Source organism: Paracoccus sp. Arc7-R13, from assembly GCF_004010775.1.
Classification (GTDB): domain Bacteria; phylum Pseudomonadota; class Alphaproteobacteria; order Rhodobacterales; family Rhodobacteraceae; genus Paracoccus; species Paracoccus marcusii.
This window is the reverse complement of the sequence record NZ_CP034810.1, coordinates 516,763-535,236: the sequence shown is the minus strand read 5'-3', so window position 1 is coordinate 535,236 and position 18,474 is coordinate 516,763. Positions and strand designations below refer to the sequence as shown.

General features: G+C 67.5%; 17 protein-coding genes, 1 tRNA gene and 1 riboswitch. Of the genes, 13 read left to right on the top strand and 5 right to left on the bottom strand.

Features of this window, described 5'->3' with window-relative positions; translation table 11 throughout:
• Positions 1 to 7 precede the first annotated feature (7 nt).
• The 6 genes from EOJ32_RS02615 to EOJ32_RS02590 all read left to right on the top strand — a co-directional run bounded on the left by EOJ32_RS02615 (position 8) and on the right by EOJ32_RS02590 (position 5,674).
• Positions 8 to 1,468: a form I ribulose bisphosphate carboxylase large subunit gene (locus tag EOJ32_RS02615; protein WP_205963172.1), complete on the top strand. Its 1,461-nt coding sequence runs from the start codon at positions 8 to 10 to the stop codon at positions 1,466 to 1,468.
• A gap of 12 nt (positions 1,469 to 1,480) precedes the next feature.
• Positions 1,481 to 1,900 carry a ribulose bisphosphate carboxylase small subunit gene (locus tag EOJ32_RS02610; RefSeq protein WP_045982330.1) on the top strand — a complete coding sequence of 140 codons (420 nt, stop codon included), beginning with the start codon at positions 1,481 to 1,483 and terminating at the stop codon, positions 1,898 to 1,900.
• A gap of 74 nt (positions 1,901 to 1,974) precedes the next feature.
• A complete protein-coding gene (gene cbbX, locus EOJ32_RS02605) occupies positions 1,975 to 2,901 on the top strand; it encodes a CbbX protein (RefSeq protein WP_371705834.1) in 927 nt (308 codons plus the stop codon).
• A 28-nt stretch (positions 2,902 to 2,929) separates the two neighbouring features.
• Positions 2,930 to 3,613, top strand: a complete 684-nt coding sequence (rpe, locus tag EOJ32_RS02600; RefSeq protein ID WP_127897593.1) for a ribulose-phosphate 3-epimerase — start codon at positions 2,930 to 2,932, stop codon at positions 3,611 to 3,613.
• A gap of 137 nt (positions 3,614 to 3,750) precedes the next feature.
• Entirely contained in the window at positions 3,751 to 4,530 is a 780-nt protein-coding gene (locus tag EOJ32_RS02595; RefSeq protein WP_045982353.1) for an SDR family oxidoreductase, read from the top strand.
• A 64-nt stretch (positions 4,531 to 4,594) separates the two neighbouring features.
• Entirely contained in the window at positions 4,595 to 5,674 is a 1,080-nt protein-coding gene (locus EOJ32_RS02590) for an ABC transporter ATP-binding protein (RefSeq protein ID WP_045982329.1), read from the top strand.
• Here the strand turns inward: EOJ32_RS02590 and EOJ32_RS02585 are convergent.
• Positions 5,671 to 7,380, bottom strand: coding sequence for a hypothetical protein (locus EOJ32_RS02585; protein ID WP_127897592.1), 1,710 nt, complete (start codon positions 7,378 to 7,380; stop codon positions 5,671 to 5,673). The genes EOJ32_RS02590 and EOJ32_RS02585 overlap by 4 nt on opposite strands.
• A gap of 147 nt (positions 7,381 to 7,527) precedes the next feature.
• Positions 7,528 to 7,617: riboswitch (glycine riboswitch) on the top strand.
• 158 nt (positions 7,618 to 7,775) lie between these two features.
• On the opposite strand from EOJ32_RS02585, the gene gcvT reads away from it, so the two are divergent.
• From gcvT to EOJ32_RS02555, 7 genes are all read left to right on the top strand, one after another.
• Positions 7,776 to 8,891: a glycine cleavage system aminomethyltransferase GcvT gene (gene gcvT, locus EOJ32_RS02580; RefSeq protein ID WP_127897591.1), complete on the top strand. Its 1,116-nt coding sequence runs from the start codon at positions 7,776 to 7,778 to the stop codon at positions 8,889 to 8,891.
• 11 nt (positions 8,892 to 8,902) lie between these two features.
• Positions 8,903 to 9,262 (top strand): glycine cleavage system protein GcvH, encoded by a 360-nt coding sequence (gene gcvH / locus EOJ32_RS02575; RefSeq protein WP_127897590.1) that lies wholly within the window; start codon positions 8,903 to 8,905, stop codon positions 9,260 to 9,262.
• Between the two features lie 97 nt (positions 9,263 to 9,359).
• Positions 9,360 to 12,194, top strand: a complete 2,835-nt coding sequence (gcvP, locus tag EOJ32_RS02570) for an aminomethyl-transferring glycine dehydrogenase (protein WP_127897589.1) — start codon at positions 9,360 to 9,362, stop codon at positions 12,192 to 12,194.
• A 133-nt stretch (positions 12,195 to 12,327) separates the two neighbouring features.
• Positions 12,328 to 12,687, top strand: a complete 360-nt coding sequence (locus tag EOJ32_RS02565) for a hypothetical protein (protein WP_046000590.1) — start codon at positions 12,328 to 12,330, stop codon at positions 12,685 to 12,687.
• Positions 12,688 to 12,692: 5 nt separating this feature from the next.
• Positions 12,693 to 14,066 (top strand): PQQ-binding-like beta-propeller repeat protein, encoded by a 1,374-nt coding sequence (locus tag EOJ32_RS02560; RefSeq protein ID WP_240542480.1) that lies wholly within the window; start codon positions 12,693 to 12,695, stop codon positions 14,064 to 14,066.
• Positions 14,045 to 14,569, top strand: a complete 525-nt coding sequence (locus EOJ32_RS20315) for a PQQ-binding-like beta-propeller repeat protein (protein ID WP_240542479.1) — start codon at positions 14,045 to 14,047, stop codon at positions 14,567 to 14,569. The genes EOJ32_RS02560 and EOJ32_RS20315 overlap by 22 nt, the downstream gene beginning before the upstream one ends.
• A gap of 60 nt (positions 14,570 to 14,629) precedes the next feature.
• Positions 14,630 to 14,705, top strand: a tRNA-Ala gene (locus EOJ32_RS02555).
• Positions 14,706 to 14,721: 16 nt separating this feature from the next.
• On the opposite strand, the gene EOJ32_RS02550 is transcribed toward EOJ32_RS02555, so the two are convergent.
• From EOJ32_RS02550 to EOJ32_RS02535, 4 genes are all read right to left on the bottom strand, one after another.
• Complete coding sequence (locus EOJ32_RS02550; RefSeq protein WP_045982323.1) at positions 14,722 to 15,951, bottom strand: calcium-binding protein; 1,230 nt, start codon at positions 15,949 to 15,951, stop codon at positions 14,722 to 14,724.
• A 148-nt stretch (positions 15,952 to 16,099) separates the two neighbouring features.
• Positions 16,100 to 17,017, bottom strand: a complete 918-nt coding sequence (gene argC, locus EOJ32_RS02545; RefSeq protein ID WP_127897588.1) for an N-acetyl-gamma-glutamyl-phosphate reductase — start codon at positions 17,015 to 17,017, stop codon at positions 16,100 to 16,102.
• Between the two features lie 69 nt (positions 17,018 to 17,086).
• On the bottom strand, positions 17,087 to 17,416 hold the full coding sequence (locus EOJ32_RS02540; RefSeq protein WP_045982321.1) for a DUF779 domain-containing protein: 330 nt from the start codon (positions 17,414 to 17,416) through the stop codon (positions 17,087 to 17,089).
• Positions 17,413 to 18,468, bottom strand: a complete 1,056-nt coding sequence (locus EOJ32_RS02535; RefSeq protein ID WP_127897587.1) for a DNA topoisomerase IB — start codon at positions 18,466 to 18,468, stop codon at positions 17,413 to 17,415. Before EOJ32_RS02535 ends, EOJ32_RS02540 begins: the two co-directional genes overlap by 4 nt.
• Positions 18,469 to 18,474 lie beyond the last annotated feature (6 nt).

Sequence of the window (18,474 nt, the reverse complement as noted above, 5' to 3'; positions counted from 1 at the left end):
ACTGACCATGAATGAGATGCCAGCCAAGTTGGACGCGAAAAAGCGGTACTCTGCCGGGGTGCTGAAATACGCGCAGATGGGATACTGGGAGCCGGACTATACCCCCAAGGACACCGACATCATCGCGCTGTTCCGCATCACGCCGCAGGACGGGGTGGACGCGGTCGAGGCCGCGGCGGCGGTGGCGGGCGAAAGCAGCACTGCGACCTGGACCGTGGTCTGGACCGACCGGCTGACCGCCTGCGACAAGTACCGCGCCAAGGCCTATCGCGTGGACCCCGTCCCCAACGGCCCCGGAGAGTTCTTTGCCTATATCGCCTATGACCTTGACCTGTTCGAGGGGGGCAGCATCGCCAACTTGACCGCGTCGATCATCGGCAACGTCTTCGGCTTCAAGCCGCTGAAGGCCCTGCGGCTGGAGGACATGCGCCTGCCCGTGGCCTATGTGAAGACGTTCCAAGGTCCCGCCACCGGCATCGTGGTCGAGCGCGAGCGCCTGAACTGCTATGGCCGCCCGCTGCTGGGTGCCACGGTCAAGCCCAAGCTGGGCCTGTCGGGCCGGAACTATGGCCGCGTCGTCTATGAGGCGCTGAAGGGCGGTCTTGATTTCACCAAGGACGACGAGAACATCAATAGCCAGCCCTTCATGCATTGGCGGGACCGGTTCCTGTACTGCATGGAGGCGGTGAACCGCGCCAGTGCCGCAACCGGAGAGGTAAAGGGGACGTACCTGAACGTCACCGCCGGCACGATGGAGGAGATGTACGCGCGGGCCGAGTTCGCGAAATCGCTTGGGTCGGTGATCGTGATGATCGACCTGGTGATCGGGTACACCGCGATCCAGTCGATGGCCAAATGGGCGCGCGACAACGACATGATCCTGCACCTGCACCGGGCCGGGCATTCGACCTATACCCGCCAGCGCAGCCACGGCGTCAGCTTTCGCGTGATCGCGAAATGGATGCGCCTGGCCGGCGTCGACCACCTGCACGCAGGCACCGTCGTGGGCAAGCTGGAAGGCGATCCGGCGACCACCAGGGGATATTACGACATCTTCCGCGAGGAGCGGAATCCCATGGCGCTGGAGAGCGGGATCTTCTTCGACCAGGACTGGGCCAGCCTGAACAAGATGATGCCGGTGGCGTCGGGCGGCATCCATGCCGGCCAGATGCACCAGCTGCTGCATTACCTGGGCGAGGATGTCGTGCTGCAGTTCGGCGGCGGCACGATCGGCCATCCCCACGGGATCGCCGCCGGCGCGCAGGCCAACCGCGTCGCGCTGGAGGCGATGGTGTTCGCGCGCAATTCGGGCCGCGACATCTGGAACGAGGGCGAGGACATCCTGCGCGACGCCGCCCGCACCTGCACGCCGCTGAAGCAGGCCCTGGATGTCTGGAAGGACGTCAGCTTCGACTATGCCTCGACCGATGCGCCCGATTTCGCGCCCACCCCCGAAGTGTCCCACTGAGGAGCCAGAGCCATGAAGATGACACAAGGCCAGTTCAGCTTTCTGCCCGACCTGTCGGATGACGACATCCGCGTGCAGGCCCAGTACGCCATCGACAGGGGCTGGGCGGTGTCGGTCGAATACACCGACGATCCGCATCCCCGGAACACCTATTGGGAGATGTGGGGCCACCCGATGTTCGACAATCCCGACGCAGCGGCGGTGGTGTTCGAGGTCAACGAATGCCGCAAGGTGCATGGCGGGGTCTATATCCGCGTCATCGCCTTCGATGCCTCGCCCGGATGGGAATCGATCCGCATGGCGATGATCGTGAACCGACCGGCGGTGGAACCGGGCTTTCGGCTGGTGCGCCAGGAGGGCGAGGGCCGGACGGTCCGATACAGCATCGAGAGCTATGCCATGCGCGAGCCCGAGGGCGCACGCTATCCCTGAGAGGTTGCTCCTCCGCAGGGCCAGGTCCGGGCGGTGTCCTCCCATCGCCCGGACGCATTCCACGAAAGAGGTGCATGATGACCGAAGATGTCCCGACCCATGTCGACCTTGCCCGGGACTTTGCCGACAGCGGCGTGGCCGAGGTCCTGGCCGAACTGGACCAGGAGCTGGTGGGCCTTGCCCCCGTCAAGGCGCGCATCCGCGAGACGGCGGCGCTGCTGCTGGTCGACCGGGCGCGGCGGCGGCTTGGACTGGCGACCGAGACGCCGACCCTGCACATGAGCTTCACCGGCAATCCCGGCACGGGCAAGACGACCGTCGCGCTGAAGATGGCCACGCTGCTGCACAGGCTGGGCTATGTCCGCAAGGGGCACCTGGTGACCGTCACGCGCGACGACCTGGTGGGCCAGTACATCGGCCATACCGCGCCCAAGACCAAGGAGGTGCTGAAGAAGGCGATGGGGGGCGTGCTGTTCATCGACGAGGCGTATTACCTCTACCGGGCCGAGAACGAGCGCGACTATGGGCAGGAGGCGATCGAGATCCTGCTGCAGGTGATGGAGAACAACCGCGACGACCTGGTGGTGATCCTGGCGGGCTATGGCGACCGGATGGACCGGTTCTTTGCCTCGAACCCCGGGTTCCGGTCGCGGATCGCCCACCACATCGAGTTTCCCGACTACAGCGACGACGAGCTGCTGCACATCTGCGAAGGCATGCTGGCGCGGCAGAATTACCGCCTGGACGACGCGGCCCGCACCGCGATGGGCCAGTACATCGCCGCGCGGCGCACGCAGCCGCATTTCGCGAACGCCCGGTCGATCCGGAACGCACTGGACCGCGCCCGGCTGCGGCAGGCGAACCGTCTGTTCACCGAGGCGCAGGGGCCGCTGGACGCCGCCGCCCTGTCCACGCTGAGCGCGCCGGACATCCGCGCCAGCCGGGTCTTCGACGGCGGTCTTGACGTGGACCGCGCCAGCAGGCAGGCCGCAGCGGAGTGAACCCCGCCCGAACAGACTGGAGAGCGCCATGGATTTCGACCGCACGATCAAGATTGCCCCATCGATCCTGTCCGCCGATTTCGCCAATTTCGGGGCCGAGATCCGCGCCATCGAGGCGCAGGGCGCCGACTGGGTCCATGTCGACGTGATGGACGGGCATTTCGTGCCGAACCTGACCTTCGGCCCCCCGGCGGTCAAGGCGTTCCGCCCGCATGTCAAGACGGTCATGGACGTGCATCTGATGATCGCGCCGGTCGACGCCTATATCGAGGCCTATGCCGAGGCGGGGGCCGACATGATCACCGCCCATGTCGAGGCCGGGCCGCATCCGCACCGCACCCTGCAGGCGATCCGTGCGACCGGCAAGAGGGCCGGGATCGCGCTGAACCCCGGCACCCCGGTCGAGGCGGTCGAATACCTGCTGGACCTGTGCGACATGGTGCTGGTGATGACGGTGAACCCCGGTTTCGGCGGGCAGAAGTTCATCCACAGCCAGGTCGACAAGATCGCCCGCCTGCGCGGGATGATCGGCGATCGGCCGATCCATATCCAGGTGGATGGCGGGGTGGACCCGGCGACGGCGCCGCTGGTGGCGCAGGCCGGAGCCGACGTGCTGGTCGCGGGATCGGCGGTCTTCAAGGGCGGGTCGGTGGACCGGCCCGACGTCTATGGCACGAACATGCGTGCGATCCGCGAGGCCATCGCGGGGTGAGCATGGGCAAGGGCGGGGCCGTCGAGGCCCCTTCCTTGCCGCGGGGCTGCGCCCCGCCGCGCATCGCCGGCGTCATCGCGTTTGACAATGCCGCCCGGCCCGCGTTTCCTGCGCGTCGAACGCAGAGGGAGAACACGATGGATCTGGGGATCAAGGGCAAACGGGCGCTGGTCTGTGCGGCGTCCAAGGGGTTGGGGCGCGGCTGCGCCGAGGCGCTGGCCGAGGCCGGCGTGAACCTGGTCATCAACGCCCGCACCGAGGCCGAGATCACCCGGACCGCCCGCGAGATCGCTGAACGGCATGGCGTCGAGGTCACCCCGGTCGCCGCCGACATCACGACCGAGGAGGGCCGCGCCCGCGTGCTGGCCGCCGTGGGCCATGCCGACATCCTGGTCACCAATGCGGGTGGCCCTCCGCCGGGCGACTGGCAGGACTGGACGCGCGACGATTTCATCCGTGCCATCGACGCCAACATGTTGTCGGCCATCGCCCTGATGCAGGCGCTGGTGCCGGGGATGATGGACCGTGGCTGGGGCCGGGTCGTGAACATTACCTCGGCATCGGTGCGGTCGCCGATCTCGGTGCTGGGGCTGTCCAACACGGCGCGCACCGGGCTGACCGGGTTCGTGGCCGGCATGTCGCGCCAGGTCGCCGGCAAGGGCGTCTGCGTGAACAACCTGCTGCCCGGCATCCACGCGACCGACCGCGCCGACAGCCTGGATGGCGGCGTGGCGTCCGCGCAGGGCATCACCGTCGATCAGGCCCGCGCACAGCGGCAGGCGACCATCCCCACCGGCACCTATGGCACGGCTGCCGATTTCGGCGCGACCTGCGCGTTTCTGTGCAGCCAGCAGGCGCGGTTCATCGTCGGGCAGAACGTGCTGCTGGACGGCGGCGCGTTGAACGTCACGGTCTGAGGCCCTGTTGCGAGGCGGGGGCGCGCCTGATACGCAACCCCGACCAAATCGCCAAGGATCGCCCGTGACCGTGCCCCCCCGCCTGGAAGTTCAGGGACTGACCCGCCGATTCGACGGCCAGGCGGTGGTGGACGATGTCAGCTTCCAGGTCGAGGCGGGCCAGGTGGCCTGTCTGCTGGGCCCGTCGGGCTGCGGCAAATCGACCACGCTGCGCATCGTGGCGGGCGTCGACATGCAGGACCGGGGGCGGATCTTCGTCGACGGCCAGCTGGTCTGCGACACCCAGTTCCGCATCCCGCCCGAACGCCGCGCGATCGGGCTGATGTTCCAGGACTTCGCGCTGTTCCCGCATCTGCCCGTGCGCGAGAACGTGGCATTCGGCCTGGCCGGCGGCTGGAAGGCCAACCGCGACCGCGTGGCCGAGCTGCTGGACCGCGTGCGCATGACCGCCCATATCGACAGCTATCCGCATGAGCTGTCCGGCGGAGAGCAGCAGCGCGTGGCCCTGGCGCGCGCCCTGGCCCCGCGGCCGCGCGTCCTGTTGATGGACGAGCCGTTCAGCGGCCTGGACGAGCGCCTGCGCGACGGCATCCGCGACGAGACGCTGGCCCTGCTGAAGGATGAGGGCACCGCCGTCCTGCTGGTCACCCACGAGCCGCACGAGGCGATGCGCATGGCCGACCAGATCCTGCTGATGCGGGGGGGCCGGATCGTGCAGCAGGGTGCGCCGTACAACCTCTACAACGCGCCGGTGGATCGGCTGGCGGCGGGGTTCTTCAGCGACATCAACGTGCTGACGGGACGGGTGCAGGGCGCGCTGACCGACACGCCCTTCGGCCAGTTCCTGACCCCCGGCCTGCCCGAGGGGGCAGAGGTCGACATCGTCATCCGGCCCCAGCACCTGAAGATGGATTTCGACCGCGCCGGACAGGGCCCCGCCCCCACCGCCGAAAACGGCAGCGCCGCGCTGGCGCGGGTCACGCGGGCCCGCTATCTGGGTCGCGAATCGCTGGTCGAGTTCGCGACCGATGCGGGCGGCATCGCGCTGAACGCGACGGTGCCGGGGGTGTTCCTGCCGCCTGCCGGGACGCCGATGTGGCTGATGCTGCGCCGCGACCGGGTCTTCGTCTTTCCGCGCCGCTAGTCCTGGCCCGTGGCGCGGCGGTAATCGGCCAGCACCTGTGCCAGATGCAGCCTGCGCCCGGCAGGATCGGCCAGGGCATGGCACAGCCTGCGCGCATTGCGCGACATCTGCCGGCAGGCGTCCGGGTTTGCGCGGGCCCAGGCCAGCCGGTCGGGCAGGTCGGACCCGTCCTGCGCCATCGGAATGACGTGAACCCAGGGCCGGAACAGCCGCCCCGCAAAGCTTTCCCAGCCGTCACCTTGGCGGATCACCACCGCATGGCTGTCGGCCAGGGGCAGGAGGTCGGCATCCCCCTCGGAGCCGGACAGGCACAGGGCGTGGCGCGGCGGCCGGGGCGGCGCCTGCGGCGCAGGCGGGCGCAGCCCGGCGCGGTCCAGCGCCCGCGCGACACGCGCATCGGGGATCAGCGCAAGATCGACGCCGTCGCGTCCTGCATGGTCGGTCAGGAACCGCCAGCGCGACATCCGCGGCAAGGCATCGACCGCCTGTGCGAAGGCGTCGGACCCCGGTGCGCTGGTCAGCAGGGCGGTGATCGCGCCCTCGGCCGTCAGGCGGTCGTGATGGTTGGACAACGTTCCGCGCCACCCCGCCACGTCGGCGCGGTCCTGCCATGCGGGGTCATCGCCCGCGGGTGCGCCTGGAAAGCCGTCATTGCCGATGCGATGCAGCCAGGGCGCGGGCCACAGGAACACGTTGCGCGCCCCCGTGCGGCGCAGACTGGCGATCAGCGGTCCGTCGGCGGGATCGTCCGGTCCACTGCCCGCGAAGGTCGCGGGGCGCATGTCCAGCCAGTACCGCCCCCGATCTGTCAACGCGGCGATGTCATTGGCCACCGCCGCCGCGCGCAGCAGGCCGGGGCGCTGTGCGGCCAGGTAGAACCGCCCGTCCGGCCCGCGATGCAGCGGCAGTTCGGCCCCGTCGGCCGTGCGCAGGCGGCCGTGATCCATGTCCAGGCACAGCGCCTGCGCATGGGGCGGGCGATCGACCGTACCCTTCTGCCGCAGGCGGGCGGGGGCTGCCAGCTTGGCCAACCGCGTGGCTAGCCGGGCGCGGCGGTCGGGGTCGATATCGGCGCCGGGAACCGCCGTCTGCATCATCGCCAGCACCCGCGGCAGGTTGGTACGCCGGGCCTGGCGCACCCCCGCGCCCGGCAGGGCGGGCAGATGCGGCAGGTCGTACCAGGGCGACAGGGCGCGGCGGTAATCCTCGGGGGCGGCCTGGTCGATGTCGATGTCGATGAAGGTGGGACGGCCCGCGAAATGCGCCCGCACGGCGGACAGGTGGTCGGCCCAGTCCCGCGCCCAGATGTCGCCCAGATCGCCGAGGGAAACGCCCAGATTGGCCGCGATGCTGCGGGCATACGCGCCGCCCCGGTGCAGATAGCGACTGGCGATCCAGTCCTCGACCCGGCGGGTGTTCAGCAGGAAGACCGAACCGGGATAGTGACGATCCAGCAGGGCGAAGTCGCGGAATCCCTCGATCACCGGCATGTTCAGGAAGCGCACCGATTCCATGTCGGTGAAGGCCGTGACGCTGTCCGCCCATCGCGCCAGCGGCCGGGCACCGGTCAGCCTGGCATAAGCGATGTCATCGGCCAGCGCGCCTTCCAGCCAGTGTGCAGCCGGGATGCGGTTCAGGTCGAACAGGCGCGCGATGAAGGTCGTGCCGCATTTGTTGAAGCCGATCTGGAAGAACTTGGGCGGCATGGGCGACCTGTCCGGGGGCAAGCCGCGACGATGCGCATGGGGGCGGGGCCTGTCAACGTCTGCCCGGCCCTTGGGCGGAAAGCGCCGCTTTGACGCACGGCTGCGACAAAGGTCTTGCCTTGCCGCAAGGGGGCGGCTAGCACCGAGAGCAGGAATTCGGGAGACACCGGCGCTGCGCCGGGGCCGAAGGAGAAGCCGCCCCGGCAAGCTCTCAGGCAAAAGGACCGTCTTCCCCAAGAACTCTGGAGAGTGGCCGAGAGGCCCGCCGAAGGGATAACGATCTCAGGCGCCCAAGTCCCGACAGGGGCACCGGCACGGACAGAGGGGGCATCGACGCACGGGGGCATTCCCCGTCCAACCGATGCCGGCTGCCCGGCAGACACGCAGGAGGCCAGATGGCCGAGACGAGCCGCCGGACCGGTCTTTACGACCTTCATGTCGAACAGGGCGCCCGCATGGTGCCCTTTGCGGGCTGGGACATGCCCGTGCAGTACCCGATGGGGGTGATGGCCGAACATCTGCACACCCGTGCGCAGGCCGGGCTGTTCGACGTCAGCCACATGGGACAGGTGGTGGTCACCCCTGACGATGGCGACATGGCCACCGCCGCCGCGGCGCTGGAGACGCTGATCCCCGCAGATGTCGCGGGCCTGGCGCCCGGGCGGCAGCGTTACGGCCTGTTCACCAACGATGCGGGCGGGGTCCTGGACGACCTGATGTTCGCCAACCGGGGCGATCATTACCTGCTGGTCGTGAATGCGGCCTGTGCGGAACAGGACATCGCGCATCTGCGCGGTCTGGCGGGCGTGACGGTGAGGCCGGTGACGGATCGAGGGCTGGTGGCGCTGCAGGGGCCGCAGGCCGAGGCGGCGCTGGCCCGGCTGGTGCCGGGGGTCGCGGCGATGCGGTTCATGGACAGCACCGCGCTGGACTGGGATGGGGCGACGCTTTGGGTGTCGCGGTCGGGCTATACCGGAGAGGACGGGTTCGAGATCTCGGTTCCCGAGACCCGGCTGGAGGATTTCGCGCGGACGCTGCTGGCAGAGCCCGAGGTGGCGCCCATCGGTCTGGGGGCGCGCGACAGCCTGCGGCTGGAGGCGGGGATGCCGCTTTACGGTCATGACATGGACGGGGGCGTGACGCCCGCGCAGGCGGCGCTTGGCTGGTCGATCCCCAAGGTGCGTCGCGCGGGTGGTGCGCGGGCGGGCGGGTTTCCCGGCGCCGACGCGGTGCTGGCCGAACTGGGATCGCCCGCCGTCACCCGCCGCGGGCTGCGCCCCGAGGGCCGCGCACCGATCCGCGAGGGGGTCGCGCTGTTCGCCGATGACGGGACGCCCATCGGGACGGTCGGTTCGGGCGGCTTCGGGCCGTCTGTGGGCGGCCCGATCGCCATGGCCCGCATTCCCGCCGACATCCCCAAGGGCGCCACGATCCGGGCGGAGGTGCGCGGCAAGCGCGTGCCCCTGACGGTCTGCGCCCTGCCCTTCGTCACCCCATCCTATAAACGCTGAAGGACCTGATCATGCTGAAATACACCGAAGACCACGAATGGCTGCGCGCCGAGGGCGACGAGATCGTCGTGGGCATCACCAAGCATGCCAGCGAACAGCTGGGCGACGTGGTGTTCATCGAGCTGCCCGAGGAGGGGCGCGAGGTGTCCGCCGGCGACGAGATCGTGGTGATCGAGAGCGTCAAGGCCGCGTCCGACATCACGGCCCCGGTGGCGGGCACGATCACCGCGGTGAACGAGGCGCTGTCGGACAGCCCCGGCGACGTGAACGGCGATCCGATGGCCGCCTGGTTCTTCCGGATCAAGCCCTCGGATGCCGGTGCGTTGGACGGGTTCATGGACGAGGCCGCCTACAAGGCGCTGGTCGACTGAAGATCGACCGCCGGCCGGGGGTTTCACCCCCGGACCCCCAGGGTATTTGAACAAAGAAGAAGGGCCGCCACCGCGCGTGCCCGGCAAGGAGGCCAGGATGAGCCGCTGGACGCCCACCGACTACAACCCCGACGATTTCGCGAACCGCCGGCATATCGGCCCGTCCCCGGTCGAGATGGCCGAAATGCTGAAGGCGGTTGGGGCCGACAGCCTGGACCAGCTGATCGAACAGACCGTGCCCGCGGCGATCCGCCAGTCGGATGCGCTGGACTGGCCGGCGCTGTCCGAGGCCGGGCTGCTGGCACGCATGCGTGAGGTGGCGGACAAGAACCGGGTGATGACCAGCCTGATCGGCCAAGGTTACTATGGCACCGTCACGCCCCCCGCGATCCAGCGCAACATCCTGGAGAACCCGGCCTGGTACACGGCCTATACGCCGTATCAGCCCGAGATCGCGCAGGGGCGGCTGGAGGCGCTGCTGAACTTCCAGACCATGGTTGCGGATCTGACCGGGCTGCCGGTGGCGAACGCATCGCTGCTGGATGAGGCGACCGCGGCGGCCGAGGCGATGGCCATGGCGCGGCGGCAGTCGAAGTCCAAGGCGGACGCATTCTTCGTGGCCCATGACCTGCATCCGCAGACCATCGCGGTGATCGAGACGCGGGCGGCGCCTTTGGGCATTCGCATCATCAAGGGCTCGGTTGACGATCTGGTGGCGGATCAGGTCTTTGCCGCGGTGTTCCAGTATCCCGGCACCTATGGCCATGTCCGCGACCTGACCCCCGAGATCGAGGCGCTGCATGCCGCAGGCGCGCTGGCCATTGTGGCGACCGACCTTCTGGCGCTGTGCGTTCTGAAGGAGCCGGGCGCGATGGGCGCCGACATCGCCGTTGGATCGTCGCAGCGCTTTGGCGTGCCGATGGGCTATGGCGGGCCGCATGCGGCCTTCATGTCCTGCCGGGACGCGCTGAAGCGGGCGATGCCGGGGCGCATCGTGGGCGTCAGCATCGACAGTTCGGGCAAGCAGGCGCTGCGCCTGTCGCTGCAGACGCGCGAGCAGCATATCCGCCGCGAGAAGGCCACCAGCAACGTCTGCACCGCGCAGGCGCTGCTGGCGGTGATGGCGGGATTCTATGCGGTGTTCCACGGGCCGGTGGGCCTGCGTGCCATCGCGCAGCGGGTGCATCTGCACGCGGTCACGGTGGCCGATGCCCTGCGTGCTGCGGGGGCCGAGGTCGCGCCGGAGGCGTTCTTTGACACGATCACCGTCAAGGTGGGCGTGGGCCAGCAGGGCATCATGGCCGCCGCGCGTCATCGCAGCATCAACCTGCGCAAGGTGGGCCGCGACCGCGTGGGCATCAGTGTGGACGAGACGACCGATGCGGGCGTGATCATTCGCCTGCTGGACGCGTTCGGGATCACCGATGCGGCACCGGCGGCGACCGCACCCGCGATCCCCGAAGCGCTGCTGCGCGAGAGCGAGTACCTGACCCATCCGGTCTTTCACATGAACCGCGCCGAATCCGAGATGATGCGCTATATGCGCCGCCTGTCGGACCGGGACCTGGCGCTGGACCGGGCGATGATTCCGCTTGGCAGCTGCACCATGAAGCTGAACGCCGCGGCAGAGATGATGCCGATCACCTGGCCGGAATTCGGTGCGCTGCATCCCTTTGCGCCGGCCGATCAGGCGGCGGGGTATCATGAGGCGATCGCGGACCTGACCCAGAAGCTGTGTGTGATCACCGGCTACGACGCCTTCTCCATGCAGCCGAACAGCGGCGCGCAGGGGGAATATGCCGGGCTGCTGACCATCCAGGCCTATCACAAGGCGCGGGGCGAGGAGCGTGACATCTGCCTGATCCCGGTGTCGGCGCATGGTACGAACCCGGCATCGGCGCAGATGTGCGGGATGCAGGTCGTGGTGGTGAAATCCGCCCCGAACGGCGACATCGACCTGGAGGACTTCGCCGACAAGGCGGCCAAGGCAGGCGACCGGCTGGCGGCGGTGATGATCACCTATCCCAGCACCCATGGCGTCTTCGAGGACACCGTGCGGCAGGTCTGCGACATCACGCATGAGCATGGCGGTCAGGTCTATATCGACGGCGCGAACATGAATGCGCTGGTCGGCCTGGTGAAACCCGGAGAGATCGGCGGCGATGTCAGCCACCTGAACCTGCACAAGACCTTTGCCATCCCGCATGGCGGCGGCGGCCCCGGCATGGGGCCGATCGGGGTCAAGGCGCATCTGGCGCCCTTCCTGCCCGGCAATCCGCAGGGCGGCGAAGGCGCGGTCAGTGCGGCGCCCTATGGATCGGCGTCGATCCTGCTGATCAGCTGGGCCTATTGCCTGATGATGGGCGGCGAAGGCCTGACCCAAGCCACCCGCGTAGCGATCCTAAACGCGAACTATATCGCGGCGCGGCTGGCCGGGGCCTATCCGATCCTGTTCATGGGCAATCGCGGCCGGGTGGCGCATGAATGCATCATCGACACGCGACCCTTTGCCGAACATGGCGTGACGGTGGACGACATCGCCAAGCGCCTGATCGACAACGGCTTCCACGCCCCCACGATGAGCTGGCCGGTCAGCGGCACGCTGATGGTCGAGCCGACCGAGAGCGAGACCAAGGCCGAGATCGACCGTTTCATCACCGCTCTGCTGGCGATCCGCGACGAGATCACCGACGTGGCCGAGGGTCGCATTGCCGCGGATCAGAGCCCGCTGCGCCACGCGCCGCATACGGTCGAGGATCTGGTCCGCGATTGGGACCGCCCCTATTCGCGCGAACAGGGCTGTTTCCCGGCAGGTGCGTTCCGCGTGGACAAGTACTGGCCGCCGGTCGGGCGCGTAGACAACGCCCACGGCGACCGCAACCTGATCTGCACCTGCCCGCCGCTGGAAGCCTATGCCGAGGCTGCCGAATAGGCGATGCCAGCCCCCAAGGCCCGAAATCCAGGCCTTGGGGGGAACCCTGCCCCGCCCCGGGCATTGCCCTTGCATGTCACGATCTGACACGGCCCCGTGATCGCGCCGGTCAGACCCCATGCCAGAGGTCCCGATGCCCGACACCCTGCCCCCCGCCCACCGCGCCCGAGAGGAGCTGGTCGCCAATCTGATGGCGGTCCCTGCCGTGATCGGCCTGGTCTTGGCCATCCTGGCCTTCTTCCAGCGCGGATCGGGCATCACCGGAACTGCCGGCGCCGGGCTGGCCATCCTTGGCATGGTCGCGCTGACCGTGGCTGCGCTGCTGGTCGGGCGTCTGTCGCCGGGCCGGTTCCGCACCTTCGTCGCGGTGATGATCCTGATCGGGGGGCTGCTGACGCTGATCTGCGCGTGGTTCCTGATGCAGGGCTGGCTGATGCTGGCCATCGCGCTGACGCTGGCCCTGTGGCTGATCTTCATCCTGGTCGCGAGGTAAAAGCCATGATCCGCATCCTTCCCGCCCTGATCCTGCTGGCCCCCGCCGCCCATGCGCAACAGACCGAATGGACCGGTTTCCACGGAAACGGCATGGCCCAGAAATACAGCGCCTCCACCCAGATCACCCCCGAGAACGTCGGCGATCTTGAGATGGCTTGGGAGATTCACACCGGGGATGTCTCCGACGGGTCGGGCGACATTCCGGGCACGGTCTGGTCTGCGACGCCGATTCTGGCCAACGACCTGTTGTATGTCGGCACGCCCTTCTATCGCATCCTGGCCGTTCATCCCGACACCGGAGAGATCGCCTGGACGTATGAGCCCGACGACACCACGCTGGAGCCCCTGTCCCAGCCCGAACTGAAGAACCGCGGCGTGACCTATTGGGAGGGAGAGGGAGACGGACCCTGCGCGCGGCGGGTCTATATCGGCACGATGGACGCCGAACTGCATGCGGTGGATGCCGATACCGGGGAACTGTGCGCCGATTTCGGCGAGGGCGGCATCCTGGACGTGAACCAGTGGAACAAGCCCGACGCAAACTTTCCGCTATCGCAGTTGCAGCCGCCCACCGTCTTTCGCGACAAGCTGTTGCTGGGTTGGGCGGGCAAGGACTGGCACGACGCAGCGAACCCCCTGGGGTCGGTCTTTGCCGTCGACGCGCGCACCGGCGAACTGGACTGGACCTTCCATTCGATCCCCGAGGATTACGACGGCGTGACCGGCACCTCGAACGTCTGGACCGCCATGTCGGTCGACGAGGAGAACGGTTTGGCCTTCCTCCCCGTCTCCAGCCCGAGTGCGGATTTCTACGGCGGGACGCGCACCGACCCGATCCCCCTGGCGACCTCGGTCACCGCGGTGAATGGCGACACCGGAGAGGTCGTGTGGTCGCGCCAGTTGGTGAACCACGACATCTGGGATTACGATACCGTAGCGGCACCAACCCTTGTGGATATCCCCGGCGAGGGGGGCAGCACCCCCGCCTTGGTCCAGCCGACCAAGATGGGCTATGCCTTCGTTCTGAACCGCCTGACCGGAGAGCCGATCTTTCCGATCGAAGACACCCCCGTCCCCCGACGGATGTCGAGGGAGAGGTCTCGTCGCCGACGCAGCCCATTCCGACCCTGCCGAAATCGCCCATCGGCGATGACTGGGGCGGCGTGTTCAGCTTGGCCGACATCGCGTCCTTCGGCTATTGCTCGCGCAAGTTCGACGAGCTGCGCTATGAGGGCCGTTACACCCCGCCCAGCCTGGAAGGGACGCTGGCCTATCCGGCCACCGCGGGCGGCTTTCAATGGGGCGGCGGCGCGGTCGATCCGGAAAGCGGCATCCTTTATATCAACAGCTCTCGCGTGGCGCAGATCTATCAACTGATCGAGCGCGAGGATTACGACACCATGACCAGCGGCGGCAGCGAGGCCGAGGGCGGCCTGTTCCCGATGACCGGCACGCCCTACGGTTTCAGCCTGACCAACTTCCTGAACCCGATCGGCATGCCCTGCTGGAAGCCGCCCTATGGTCTGATGTCCGCCATCGACCTGAAATCGGGTGAAACGCTGTGGGAGCGTCCCTTCGGACAGACGCAGCAATGGGGCTTCTACATGCCGGAAAGCTGGGGTTCGCCCACCATCGGCGGGCCGGTCGTGACGGCGTCCGGGCTGATCTTCATCGGCGCGTCGATGGACGCCCGGGTGCGCGCGCTGGACGCCGCCACCGGCGACGTGTTGTGGAAGGCCCAGGTTGACGCCCCGGCCGTGTCGATCCCCGCGGTCTATGATTATGATGGCCAGCAATACGTGGTCTTTACCGTCGGTGGCAATTCCATCATCAAGCCGCAGGTGGCCGATCAGCTGATCGCCTTCACCCTGCCCGAGTGATGAACAGGGCGGCGCGGCCCACTTGACAAACCGCGCCGCCCACGCGATCAAAACAGCGTTGGGGTCGTAGCTCAGTTGGTAGAGCGCGTCGTTCGCAATGACGAGGTCAGGGGTTCGATTCCCCTCGGCTCCACCATATCCGGATCATCCATCTACAGAATGAAATCCGCCTCGGTCAGCGACAGCTGGCCTGACAGGCGGATCATCCCGTCCACGCGGCCATCTCCGTTCGCATCCATCATCACACGCGTCACGTTGGTCTGCGGGACATACTGCACCATCAATTGTGCACCCTGCCCGGGCTCGAAGCTGTCGGTCATGTGGAACGCCTGGTTTCCGGGGGTCCGCCAGTCCGCATCAATGCCGGACAGGTCGATCCGATCGCTGCCGCGCCGGAAATCAAGGATCAGGTCGGTCTGGGCGCCCTGGCTGTCGGCCATCGACCCGAAGACAAACGTATCCGCACCGACGCCCCCGGTCAGCAGATCCGCCCCCTGTCCGCCGATCAGGGTGTCGTTGCCCGCTCCGCCCGCCAGCCGATCCGCCCCCTGCCCGCCATGCAGACGGTCATTGCCGAACCCGCCCTCCAGCGTGTCGTTGCCTGCGCGCCCTTCCAGCCGATCATTGCCCGCGTTGCCACGCATCAGGTTGCCCTGCGCGTTGCCCAGCAGCACGTCATGGCCGGCGCCGCCTTCGGCATTCTCGACCCCGCGGATGATGTCCAGGCCATGGCGGGTGTCCTGCCGCCCGGTCAGCGCCAGATCGATGCGGCCGCCCGTGGCGCCCTGCAGCACGACCGTGTCAACGCCTGAACCGCCGTCGATCACGTCATTGCCCGCATCCATCAGCACCCGGTCCAGGCCGGCGCCGCCATAAAGCGCGTCATGGCCGATCCCGCCGCCAAGGATGTCGTTGCCGCCATTGCCGTACAGCGTGTCGTCGCCTGCCATCCCGAAAGCGCGGTCGTCCTCGAAGCTGAGGGTGAAGACGTCGTTGCCCGATAACATCCGTTCGATGATCCGCTGATCATCGACACGCGAGAATGTCAGGGAGGCATTGTAGATATCCGCCAAGGGCACCCTCAGCTGATCGATCTGCCATTGATCGTAGTAATATCCGCCAATATCGGCGGCCCCGGCGATCAGAGTGACGGTTCCACCCGTGATGTCCTCACCAGTCTGACGAAAACCGCTGCCGCCGAAGATCGTCGCAAAATCGTAACCGCCGCTGTAATAATCGACCAGCAAGACGTCCTCAAACTGCTGTCCGTCATAATTGAAATAAAGATTGTCAAAGAATTCGACATTGAATGCATCGTAATACAATACGCTGAGATCAAAATTCGTGATGTCGAAACCGGAATACGCTTGTACGCGCGCCATCGTTAACCCCTTGCAAAAAAACCATGAAAAACGACTCTGTCCCGTTCATGTGCGGGGACAGAATGGCATTCATTAACGACGTCGCACGACCGGCGTCAAAACCTATCGCGCAACGTCGTTAACGTTTCCGCAAGGATGGCGTGGGGCGTCAGAGGCTGGTGCCCTCGGGCAGGCACAGCATGATGTTCATGTTCTGGACCGCGGCGCCCGATGCGCCCTTGCCCAGGTTGTCCAGCACCGCGACGATCGTGGCGCATCCGGTCTCATCGTCGCCATGCACACTGATGCGCAGCACGTTGCTGCCGTTCAGCGCGGTCGGGTCGATGCGGGCGCCGATCTGGTCGGCGGACACGACCTGCACGAAGGCCTCGTTCGCGTAATGATCGGCCAGCGCCTGGTGCAGGGCCGCGACGCTGCGGTCGTCATCCAGCTGCAGCGGCAGCTGGACCGCCATGCCTTGGGCAAAATTCCCGACCGAAGGCGCGAAGACCGGCTGCAGCAGCAGGCCGCCATGGGTCATGATCTCGGGGATGTGTTTGTGGCGCTGATCCAGGCCATAGATGAAATGCACGGGCGCGGTGCCTGCCTCGAAATCCGCGACCATTGCCTTGCCGCCGCCGGTATAGCCGCTGACGGCGTTGATCGACAGCGCCTCGGTCTCGTCGACCAGGCCGGCAGCGACCAGCGGGGCCACGATGGCGATCGCGCCGGTCGAATAGCAGCCCGGATTGCTGACCAGCCGCGCGGCGGCGATGCGCTCGCGCATTTCGGGGGCCAGTTCGGGAAAGCCGAAGACCCAGTCCGGATCGATCCGGTGCGCGGTCGAGGCGTCGATCAGGCGTACGTCCATGTCGGCCGTCAGGGTCACGGCCTCGCGCGCGGCGGCATCCGGCAGGCACAGGATCGCGACATCGGCCTGCGCAAAGCAGTCGGCGCGGGCCTGCGGGTCCTTGCGCATCGCGGGGTCCAGTTGGACCAGGCGGATGTCGTCGCGTCCCAGCAGGCGGTCGCGGATCTGCAGGCCGGTGGTGCCGGCCTCGCCATCGATGAAGACGCTGTGGGTCATGGGGCAAGCCTTTCGCAGGTGTCGCCCGTGTCTAGCGCAGCGCGGCCTTGGTCACAACGCTGCTTGGCGCTAGATGCTGCACATCTCGGATCGGGTCAGGAACCGCTTCTCGCGACCGTTGTCCAGACTGAACATGCCGCCCCGCCCCGGCACCACGTCGATGATCAGGTCGGTATGGGCCCACGCCTCGGCCTGGCTGGCCGAGATGTAGAAGGGCGCGCCGCCGATCTCTCCCAGCTGCACGTCGCGTTCGCCCACGCGGAAATCGCCTTGGGGATAGCACATCGGCGACGACCCGTCGCAGCAGCCGCCTGACTGGTGGAACAGGACCGGGCCGTGATCGGCCACGATCTCGGCGATCAGTTCCAGCGCGGCGGGGGTGGCGGTGACGGTGCTCATGTCTTCAGCCTCTTCTTGAGGAACCGCAGGACCTGCGTCTCTTCGGGGCGCAGGTCGGTCTGGGTCAGGGTGTCGTCGATCGTGTCGGCCAGCTCCAACCGCAACTCGTCGGCCAGATAGGCGTCGATGATCTGGGGGTGCACATAGCACTGGCGGCAGATGGTGGGCGTGTTGCCAAGCCGCGCGGCAACCGATTCGATGGCGTCGCGCACGTTGCGCTTGGCGGCTGCTTCGCTGTCGGCCTTCTCGTATTCGGCCAATGCCAGGGCGGCCAGGACCGTGCCGGTCCAGGTTCGGAAATCCTTGGCGGTGACCTGCCGCCCGGTGATCTGGCGCAGATAGTCGTTCACCTCGGTCGAGGTGACCTGGCGGCGGGTTCCGTCGTCATCGACATACTGGAACAGGTGCTGGCCGGGGATCTCCTGCACGGCACGGATGATGCGGGCAATGCGGCGGTCGCGCAGGCCTAGGTTCCATTCCTTGCCCGACTTGCCCTTGAACTTGAAGCGGACCTGATTGCCGTCCAGCGTGACATGCCGCATCCGCAGCGTGGTCAGCCCGTGCGACTTGTTCTCGCGCGCATAGCGGGTGTTGCCCACGCGGATCATGGTGTTCTCCAGCAGGAACACGATGGTCGCCAGCACCTTTTCCACCGGCAGGCCGCGGCGCGACATGTCGGCATCGACCTGCGCGCGCAGCTGCGGCAGGCCGCGCGCGAAATCCAGCATGCGGTCATACTTGCTGCTGTCGCGCAGCTCGCGGAATTCGGGGTGATACCGGTACTGCTTGCGGCCCTTGGCGTCGCGTCCGGTCGCCTGGATGTGGCCGCGCGGATCGGGGCAGATCCAGACGTCGACATAGGCGGGCGGAATGGCCAGCGACGCCAGCCGCTTGCGTTCCGCCTTGTCGGTGATGGTGCGCCCGTCCGGTCCCTTGTACGAAAACCCCTTGCCCGACCGCTGGCGCGTGATGCCCGGCATGTCGTCGTTCACATAGGTCAGGCCCGCGCTGATCGCGGCGTCCTCGGGGTCGATGATACTGTCCTTGGGCATGGCGCG

Bases quoted from the DNA above. Each gene is read 5' to 3' on its own strand.
- EOJ32_RS02535 (WP_127897587.1), bottom strand. From the start codon at position 18,468: ATGCCCAAGGACAGTATCATCGACCCCGAGGACGCCGCGATCAGCGCG.
- EOJ32_RS02615 (WP_205963172.1), top strand. From the start codon at position 8: ATGAATGAGATGCCAGCCAAGTTGGACGCGAAAAAGCGGTACTCTGCC.
- gcvT (WP_127897591.1), top strand. From the start codon at position 7,776: ATGGCCGAGACGAGCCGCCGGACCGGTCTTTACGACCTTCATGTCGAA.
- EOJ32_RS02540 (WP_045982321.1), bottom strand. From the start codon at position 17,416: ATGAGCACCGTCACCGCCACCCCCGCCGCGCTGGAACTGATCGCCGAG.
- EOJ32_RS02610 (WP_045982330.1), top strand. From the start codon at position 1,481: ATGAAGATGACACAAGGCCAGTTCAGCTTTCTGCCCGACCTGTCGGAT.
- gcvP (WP_127897589.1), top strand. From the start codon at position 9,360: ATGAGCCGCTGGACGCCCACCGACTACAACCCCGACGATTTCGCGAAC.
- EOJ32_RS02550 (WP_045982323.1), bottom strand. From the start codon at position 15,951: ATGGCGCGCGTACAAGCGTATTCCGGTTTCGACATCACGAATTTTGAT.
- EOJ32_RS02595 (WP_045982353.1), top strand. From the start codon at position 3,751: ATGGATCTGGGGATCAAGGGCAAACGGGCGCTGGTCTGTGCGGCGTCC.
- rpe (WP_127897593.1), top strand. From the start codon at position 2,930: ATGGATTTCGACCGCACGATCAAGATTGCCCCATCGATCCTGTCCGCC.
- cbbX (WP_371705834.1), top strand. From the start codon at position 1,975: ATGATGACCGAAGATGTCCCGACCCATGTCGACCTTGCCCGGGACTTT.
- EOJ32_RS02585 (WP_127897592.1), bottom strand. From the start codon at position 7,380: ATGCCGCCCAAGTTCTTCCAGATCGGCTTCAACAAATGCGGCACGACC.
- gcvH (WP_127897590.1), top strand. From the start codon at position 8,903: ATGCTGAAATACACCGAAGACCACGAATGGCTGCGCGCCGAGGGCGAC.
- argC (WP_127897588.1), bottom strand. From the start codon at position 17,017: ATGACCCACAGCGTCTTCATCGATGGCGAGGCCGGCACCACCGGCCTG.
- EOJ32_RS02560 (WP_240542480.1), top strand. From the start codon at position 12,693: ATGATCCGCATCCTTCCCGCCCTGATCCTGCTGGCCCCCGCCGCCCAT.
- EOJ32_RS02565 (WP_046000590.1), top strand. From the start codon at position 12,328: ATGCCCGACACCCTGCCCCCCGCCCACCGCGCCCGAGAGGAGCTGGTC.